General features: G+C 59.1%; 8 protein-coding genes. All 8 read right to left on the bottom strand.

Going from position 1 to position 7,703, the window contains the following annotated elements; translation table 11 throughout:
• Nucleotides 1-485 precede the first annotated feature (485 nt).
• Nucleotides 486-1,631 (bottom strand): TlpA disulfide reductase family protein, encoded by a 1,146-nt coding sequence (locus EOA27_RS13630; protein WP_063170388.1) that lies wholly within the window; start codon nt 1,629-1,631, stop codon nt 486-488.
• A gap of 272 nt (nt 1,632-1,903) precedes the next feature.
• Nucleotides 1,904-2,284 (bottom strand): hypothetical protein, encoded by a 381-nt coding sequence (locus EOA27_RS13635; protein WP_126080606.1) that lies wholly within the window; start codon nt 2,282-2,284, stop codon nt 1,904-1,906.
• 10 nt (nt 2,285-2,294) lie between these two features.
• Nucleotides 2,295-3,593, bottom strand: a complete 1,299-nt coding sequence (locus tag EOA27_RS13640) for a SidA/IucD/PvdA family monooxygenase (RefSeq protein ID WP_127256461.1) — start codon at nt 3,591-3,593, stop codon at nt 2,295-2,297.
• Nucleotides 3,594-4,435: 842 nt separating this feature from the next.
• Nucleotides 4,436-5,308, bottom strand: coding sequence for a universal stress protein (locus EOA27_RS13645; protein WP_126087041.1), 873 nt, complete (start codon nt 5,306-5,308; stop codon nt 4,436-4,438).
• 95 nt (nt 5,309-5,403) lie between these two features.
• On the bottom strand, nt 5,404-6,108 hold the full coding sequence (locus EOA27_RS13650; RefSeq protein ID WP_224571202.1) for a response regulator transcription factor: 705 nt from the start codon (nt 6,106-6,108) through the stop codon (nt 5,404-5,406).
• Nucleotides 6,109-6,215: 107 nt separating this feature from the next.
• Nucleotides 6,216-6,695 (bottom strand): NifX-associated nitrogen fixation protein, encoded by a 480-nt coding sequence (locus EOA27_RS13655; RefSeq protein WP_024505267.1) that lies wholly within the window; start codon nt 6,693-6,695, stop codon nt 6,216-6,218.
• 16 nt (nt 6,696-6,711) lie between these two features.
• Nucleotides 6,712-7,209 (bottom strand): nitrogen fixation protein NifX, encoded by a 498-nt coding sequence (gene nifX / locus EOA27_RS13660; protein ID WP_063169371.1) that lies wholly within the window; start codon nt 7,207-7,209, stop codon nt 6,712-6,714.
• A partial coding sequence (locus EOA27_RS13665) for a nitrogenase component 1 (RefSeq protein ID WP_281059420.1) occupies nt 7,206-7,703 on the bottom strand: 498 nt, incomplete at its 5' end. The genes nifX and EOA27_RS13665, both read right to left, overlap by 4 nt.

A 7,703-nucleotide genomic window follows, 5' to 3' on the forward strand; every position in this document is an offset into this window, starting at 1 on the left:
GAACTCGGCCAGCAGCTCGGCATCCGAATGGCCTTCCCATAAGCCGAAGGAATCCTGAGTACGAATGAGCCGCAGGAGGCATTTGACGAACGGGGAAGCAAGGGCCTCGCCGTCCCCGTGGACAGCAGGGCCAACCGGTTCATGAGGAATTTCGCTTTTCCCCAATTTCAGTACTCCTCTTGAAGGACGATCTCTTTTTCTGCGATGTGTGGTTCGGGCGCTTGCGTGGGCGGGGAATGGCTTGGGCGAGCCGATCCCACGCAACAGTGTCCCGTGGCCGACCTCGAGCACGTCCACCAATGCGAGACCTTTCACCGCGGCGCGAACGCCTGCGCCGCGGTTCGACCCGAGGTAAACGCAATGGAAATTCCACCTGCCGCAAGCCGCGCACTTTTGCGGCATCGACGTTATTGCTGCGAAGTGCGCCTGGGCGGGCGGATTTGCCGGTGTTCAATTCCAATTGTCATGCCCTTCGCGATCCTTGCTCAGGAAGTGACAGCGTTTTGAGTTTCGGAAGTCTTGTTTTGCGGAGCCACACAGAGACCCGCGTGACAGGCAGGCTCACCCGTGTAGTTGGCCAGGGCTTGGAGCAACGAGGTGAGGTAGCGCTGTTTGGTTTGGTCCGGCACTGGCTCCGAATGGTCCAGCGATTTGATTGCCACCTCGATCAACTCGATCGCCCGGTCCTTGTTGCCGCTCTCGTAATAATACTGAGCGACCGGAAAGTAACACCCGAATTTAAAGTCTCCATCGCCTTGCGGAGGATTAAGTTCCAGGATCTGTTCGGAGAGCTCCTTGCCCATCGCAAAGCGATCATCATGCGGAAGATGGGAGTTGTCGATCGTGGGATGGAAGAGTTGGTTCAGCGCCATCACCACCCAAGACATCGCTTCGAACTTTTTGTTGATCGCGTCCTCGACCAATTCGCGCATAAGCGGCAAGCCGGTTTTGATGTCGCGCAGCTTGTGAAGCAGAATATCCGCATGAACCCGCCGAAAATCAAAAGAGTCTGGCATCACGGCGAGGCCTTCTTCGATGGCCAATAGTGCCGCTGCCCAATCCTCGTCCTGCATCGCCGGCCCAAGTTTGGCGTATATCGGCTGACTCAGCGACGATTCGCGCACACGCGAGATTCGCTTTGCATCGACGGCTTTCGCTTCATAGCTGCTGCGCCAGCTGCCGTTAAGGACTTTCGGCAAAACGTCATCGAGAGGTGCCGGGTGGCCGATATAAGCGATGTGGCCGTCGCGGTCGACCACGAACGAGGTGGGAATCCCGAACGAAGAGCTGGGTTCCAGCCAGAGCTTTTTCATTTCGCCAGTGCAATCGAACGCTGTCCGATAATTCAGATTCGGGAACTTCTCGGTCAGCCAGGCATCCACGTTGGTCCGCGCTTCGTCCGCGGTTGCAGCCTTTTCGCAAGCTGCGACTCCGATAATCTCAAATCCGCTGTCTTTATATTTCTCCTGCAGTTCGATCAAATGGGGCATGGCGTGGACACATGGTCGGCACCAAGTCGCCCAAAATTCAACGAGGTAGACCTTGCCGGGCCGAAGGCTCGTGAGGGGCTCGCCACGCAGCCAGTTCTCCACTTTCAGCGCAGGAGCCGGGGACCCCATACGCAGTTCCATCTTGGTGTCCAAAGTCATTCCACACCTTTCGTCTCTTTTGTCGCGGAATATTTTCCAGTCAAAATCGGACACGGTCTCGAGGGCATTGCTCCCTCTCGCTTGCTTCAGCGGAGCTCTCACCGTGTTGCCGCACATCAAGCACGGCAAAGGGCATGCCAACCCTTCTTAGCTTCGGCAAGCGCCGGTACCGCCTTGAATAAGCGAGCCCTAACACGGCCAGCTGACGTTAACCTGAATGTCGGCTTTCGACGGCTCACCTTAGCGGCTGCCGTTTAGGAAGGTGAGAGTTTGGCTGGCCCGCTGGCGATAAGACCGGCTTCGGCGTCCTGGAGTAGTCGCACTTCGGCGATGGGGTCGAAAGTGCGGGAGAGGCTCGGTACCCTTGCAGCCACCGCCGCATGTGGCCCGGCGTCATAATTCGCGTCGCGGTTGCCAACGGCGGCGTTGGGCTCGATCCACGTGGCGTTGAGCCCGACAGCACGTAAAGCTGCATCGTGATTGAATGCCCTTTGCTGTTTCACGCCAAGCAGGAGTCGCGCGACGCTACCTTGCTCAAGCGCGAGCAGAGCGATCTGACGCCGTAGGAATATTGCTCGTCCCGCTTTTGCCGCCAGAGGCGGAAATCTTTCCTGAATGCCACCGCCGATCATCAATATCGACGAATCATATCCCGCTGCCCATTTGTTCGACTCCGAGGTCGGGCCAGCACTCCGTCAAGGGACGGTTGATGAACCCTAGATGCTCGGGATTGGCGCATGGCGCGCGCCGCAGAAGGCTGTCAAGGATGCGGCGCGCTCGCCAGGCCAGCAGCCCAAAGTTCGGATCAGCCAGCCCGCGCTGTCCAAGGCAGGCGTTCTGAACGAAAAGGCGTCGGTCTCGCGGTCCGTCCCAGTACACCGAAAAATCCTCGCCGATGGCGAGCTCAATGCCGATCTGTTCGAGGCGATCTGCGATCGGTTCTAGGAAACCCGGCAGCGGTTTCTCGTACCCGGTGGCCAGGATGACGATATCGGCGGTTACTTCTCCGATGTTGTCCAAGCCGCGTTGCAGCGTGAGCCTGTGCCCTGCTCCGGCATTGATGCAGCGCGACACGTTGCAACTTGGCCGCAATGTGATCTCGCATTGGTGTGGCTCGAGAAAGGCGTGGTGGTAGAGCGCCTGATAGACCGCGCGCAACTTGCTTTCTGAAATGCCCTCGGAGGCAAGCGCGAAACGCCGCAGGAACAGCTGTCGATGCACCTCGCTCATCGCAGCAAAACGATCCGAGAAGCATGGCGTGAACAGCCCGTTTGTGAACGCGTGGTCGTCGAAAGGCATCTCGCGCGTCAAGACCCATGTGATCGCCGCGGGCCGCCGTTCTTTCGGCCGGCCGACAAGGTGCAGTAGCAGCTCGGCTCCCGACTGTCCGCCGCCAACAACGCAGACATGCTTTTTTTGCACCTCAGGATTGATGTGGGCCAACTCAGATGAGTGGAACAGGTTGGGTCCAGTCCAGCCATGAAACTGAGGCGGAATTTGCGCCTGCTTGCCTATGTCGATGACGAGGTTTCTTGCATCAAGGACCGCGTTGTCCGTCCGCACGCGAAACTCGCCGTCAAAGCGGATTTCGCGAACGGCCTCGCCGCCACGGACAAGCGGATTCTTCTGGAACGCCCAGTTGAGATATTGGGCGAACTCGGCTCTAAGCACCCCGTGAAATTGCGCATTGAGGAAATTGTAAAGACGCCCGTTCTCGTGGAGGTAGTTTACGAATGTGTAGGCTGATCGCGGATTGACCAGAGTAACCAGATCCTGGAAGTGGCCGACCTGGAGCTCCGCGCAATCGAAAGCGCTGCCTGGATGTCCTCGGAAATCGACCTCCCGGTCCAGGAACAGTGCCCCTTGCGCAATCTCTTCCTGTATCTGACACGCAAGGCTCAAATTAGATGGTCCAGCACCCACACCAATACAAAAGAGGTCCACTTATCCTTACTCCTCTAGGAGTGTTTTCCAACTCAGCGGCATGTTGACGTCGATTGCCGGGCATTGAGCAATGCGAACCTCACAGGCATGCTTGAGCCGCGGTCCCGACTGAGAGGACAGCAAAAGCGTGTGCCGCCTTCCAGGTCTTGGGCTCAATGTCGGCGGCATCGACAGCGGCGCGGCGTGATCCGAACCCAAGAGCAGAAGGAAAGTGTGTGATGCTGTCGCGCGGCTCTTCCGGATCTTACGGCGGCTTCTAGCGCCGGCCTCCACCCCAGGAGTGGCTGTTTCCCTGCCACGACGGAAGCGGCTCTTTCTTTCGAGGGGCGTAACCATGGATAACGGCTCTTAATGCTTTCGGAGACTCCCATGCATGCGGCGTGCCGGATAAAGACCTGTCAAACCAACGAGTTCGCGCAGTTCCAGCTCGTCTGGAATCCGACATTGTCGCACGCCCGACGATCGGGCAGGGGAAGCTCCGCGGCAGCGGCCCTTGCACACCGCAGGCTGACAGGGACAGCCGCCGATTTGACGCGCGTCCGGGTACTGATAAGGGGCCTTCCAACAGGGTTCGCGCACGAGGCGGGGTCTCCTGGTACACCCGCCCTGTGGCTTGGCTGCGGTCTGCTGCAGCCGTTCGTCTTTACTGCCCGTTGCGGACGATCTCGCACGAGTTGGTTCACGAGAGCGTCGTGAAGCAGTCGAGGCGTCCGGTTTGGCTCTGACAAGCGTCGCAAGATGTTCGCGGATCCAGCCATGTCTCCGCAATCCGACCGGTAACCGACGACGACTTCGGACTGGTTGGCGGTCCTACGACCTGATCGGTGTTCCTACGGAGCTGATCAGCGAGCCAAAAACAGCGGCAATGTGGTCTTCCCAAAGCTCCAGCTCGGCGGACCGCCGAAAATCCGCTCACGCAGCCCACGGCTGCCATAAGCACCCATAACCATCATGTCAGCACAGATGTCGTTCGCGTGCTGGGTCAGCACTGTGCCCGCCGATTTGCCGGCGCTCTTAAGCAGGTCAACGGAGACCCGAGCACCGTGCCGAGTAAGATAGGCAGCGATGTCAGCTCCAGACTGCGCGCCTTTCCCGTTGTTTTGCGCCTTTGGATCGACCATAGCGACACAGACTTCCTTGGCAGCGGATAGGATACTAAGAGCTTCCCGAACCGCACGCGAGGCCTCTACACGCGAATCCCAGCCGACCAGCACGCGTCGAGGCGACAGCGTCGCCTTAACGCCCTTCGGCACGATGAGCACCGGCTTTCCGCTATCGAACAAGCAGCCGTTGACAACAGGAGGTCCGAGAGTCTCATCGTTGAGGAGGTCTCCTCCAACGATCGTCAGGTCAGCGCAGAGCGCCCGCTGTCGTGCCACTTCACCGAGGCTAGCCGGATCGCAATAGTCGGTGTCAACGTCACAGGAAAGCGACATAGCTTTCAGCCTTTTGAGGATATCCGCGGACCGTCTTTCCATTCTGGTCACGTCCTGTGAAAATTTCTCGATTTGCTGAAATCGATAGTTCGGTACTGCAATTGCCTGTGCACGTCCTGTATTCCATTCGGGGGGCGGAGACAACATCAAGAGCAATGGAGGCGGTATAATGAGTACCGATAGGTGCGCGCCGACCTCGGCACACAGTCCGGCAGCTGTTGTGAGGTCCTCATCAGAATGATCAGCACCCGTCACACTGAATATGCTTTTAAATTCCATTTGCCTGCTTCTCCTGGTCTTCGTTAGGAGCGCCTCAAAGCGGCAACACCGCTCTCAGGAGGAAGAGAGAGCGGCACCACGTTCGATCACCGATTTCAGTCGTCCGGCTTCTCGAGCGAGTAGCCGGCCGACCTGACGGTGCGAATGACGCTGCCGGGCAAGGCCGTTTTCAGCGCCCTCCTGATTCGGCTGATATGGACATCGACGGTGCGTGCACCGACATGAATGTTGGGCAGCCAGGCCGCCCCGATAAGCTCGTCCCGGCTGAAGACCTTGCCGGGGGCCTCAATCATAAGCCGCAGCACGTTGAAATCGATCCGTCCGAGATGGATGTCGTGGCCATTACCGCGAACCCGATGGGCATCGAGCTTCATCTCCAGGCCTCCACAACAAATCCAACTGTCGTTTTCAACCCCGTTCGGACCACGCTTGGTCAGCCCGAGCCTCGCCCGCAGGCAGTCGAGCAGCTTGGCCGGAGCCACCGGCCGCACAAAGCTCTCAACGCCTGCCTTCAAGAGATCGAGGTGCTGGTGCTCGGCGCCAGGCGCGATCAGGGCGATGATAGGCAGGTCGGTGGTGCGCGGTTCCCGCTTGAGGTGGGCGCAAATTGCGGACCCGTTTATGCTGGCTGGGTCGCAATCCAGCACTACGGCCTGAAGCTCCCGTTGTTCGGCCAAGGCCAGCGCAGCCTTCGCGCCGTCTGCCGTCTCACTGCTGAAACCGTCAACCTCCAGTATGTGGCTGTAGAGCAGATAGAACTCGGCATCTTGCGAGCAGATCAGGACCAGCGGCTTCTTCATCGGCGATACCCCAACAACCTGGTCGGCCTCGAGTCCCTGGATCGAGGGGACTGGCCAACATAGTTTCTCGGGTCCGTCATGATGGCCTTTCTCGAAAATCGCGCCCATCATGCCAGCGCCACGTGGGGAAAGGTTTCGATGACTGAAATCGCATCGTCGACCAGCTTCGTACCGGCCGTGGCGAGCTTCAGGAGCGTCTCGAAGCCAAACCGGTGGACATCGCGCAGCGTTTTGGACAAAACGACCAGCCGTCCGGTCGTGAAAAGCACCCGACCAAAACCCTCATGGCTCACCTGGATCATCGGCGATGCCATAAGGCCGCAGCGCTCCTCGATCGCAAGCCCGATGGCGGCGTAGTACTTGTCGAGCCTCCACAGCACGTCGGGATCGGGATCTCCGATGATTGGGATCCCTCGGCGCTGTTCCTTGGTAATGATGAAGTCGCCCAGCAGCTCAGCGTCCGCTTTGCGTTCCCACGAGCCATAGGAATCCTGAGAACGGATCAGCCGCACGAGGCATTTGACGAACGGGGTGCAAAGAGCCGCCTCGTCTTCGGCGACAGCTGGGGGGATTGCGGGGTCAGGCATTGGCGTCCTCCTCTTTTCAGTCCTCGTCCTCGAAGGACGGTTTCTTTTCGGCAATGCCCGCTCGCGCCAGCACCTTGCGCAGCCAAGGCGGAGGACACGTCCTGAGCATCATCTGCGTGCGCAAGAGCACCTGTGGGATCGATTGGGGCTCCGCCACTTTGATCGGGTGGATTTTTGCCGCGACAAGCTTGGCTGCCGAAGGGCCGCCAATTGCCAGACAAAACAGGATCTGACAGCCCTTGAGCGCATCCACCTTTGGCGTGATGCGATCATCGCGCTCGGCCCGATGCTCCCCGCTTTCATCGGACACGTCATCGAAGGCCACGGCTTCTACGAGATTCCATTCCTCGCGCGTCACGTCGTAGACAGCAAAGCGCCTGGCCGACCCGAAATGGGCGTTGAGGTCCTGCATGTCCTGAGTGGCGATCGCAACGCGCAATGCGCCCTTACGTCGTTCAGGCATCGGGGCGAAAACCTCACTACTGACCAGCGAGAGGCGGCGAACAGCGTTCATCGTGATATTTCTCGATTACGGAGTGGATCAAGCGCCTCAGGAGTGGGCGCGTGTTGGTTGGCCTGGAAGATGCTGGCGACCTCGAAGATCATGTCGCGGGTGCCCTGATAGAGAATTGCGAGCTTGTGCTGGCTGCCTAGTCGATCGAAGACCGGGAACCCGATGCGCATGAGCGGAATTCGGAGCCGCTCCGATGCTTGGCGCCCGTGCGAATGCGTGACAAGCAGGTCAGCACCGACGGCAAGACTTTCCAGATCGCCGAGATCGCCGATCTGAACCGAAACCGCCGGGACTTTCTCGAGAATTTTAGACCTGTCGGTCGTTGTGACGGCCGCGGCTATCTCGGAGCCGAGGCCAGCAAAGAAGGTCGCAAGTTGGAACAGCTGGTCTGGTTCGGCAGCGATGGCAATTTTCTTGCCGCCGAAATGGAAATGTCCGTCGAGCATCGCGTCCTGCAATTGCGCCCGGCGCCGGGCGCAATTGCAGGACGCGAT

Source organism: Mesorhizobium sp. M2A.F.Ca.ET.037.01.1.1 (assembly GCF_003998075.1).
Lineage (GTDB): Bacteria > Pseudomonadota > Alphaproteobacteria > Rhizobiales > Rhizobiaceae > Mesorhizobium.

Bases quoted from the DNA above. Each gene is read 5' to 3' on its own strand.
- nifX (WP_063169371.1), bottom strand. From the start codon at position 7,209: ATGAACGCTGTTCGCCGCCTCTCGCTGGTCAGTAGTGAGGTTTTCGCC.
- EOA27_RS13630 (WP_063170388.1), bottom strand. From the start codon at position 1,631: ATGGAACTGCGTATGGGGTCCCCGGCTCCTGCGCTGAAAGTGGAGAAC.
- EOA27_RS13645 (WP_126087041.1), bottom strand. From the start codon at position 5,308: ATGGAATTTAAAAGCATATTCAGTGTGACGGGTGCTGATCATTCTGAT.
- EOA27_RS13650 (WP_224571202.1), bottom strand. From the start codon at position 6,108: ATGAAGAAGCCGCTGGTCCTGATCTGCTCGCAAGATGCCGAGTTCTAT.
- EOA27_RS13655 (WP_024505267.1), bottom strand. From the start codon at position 6,695: ATGCCTGACCCCGCAATCCCCCCAGCTGTCGCCGAAGACGAGGCGGCT.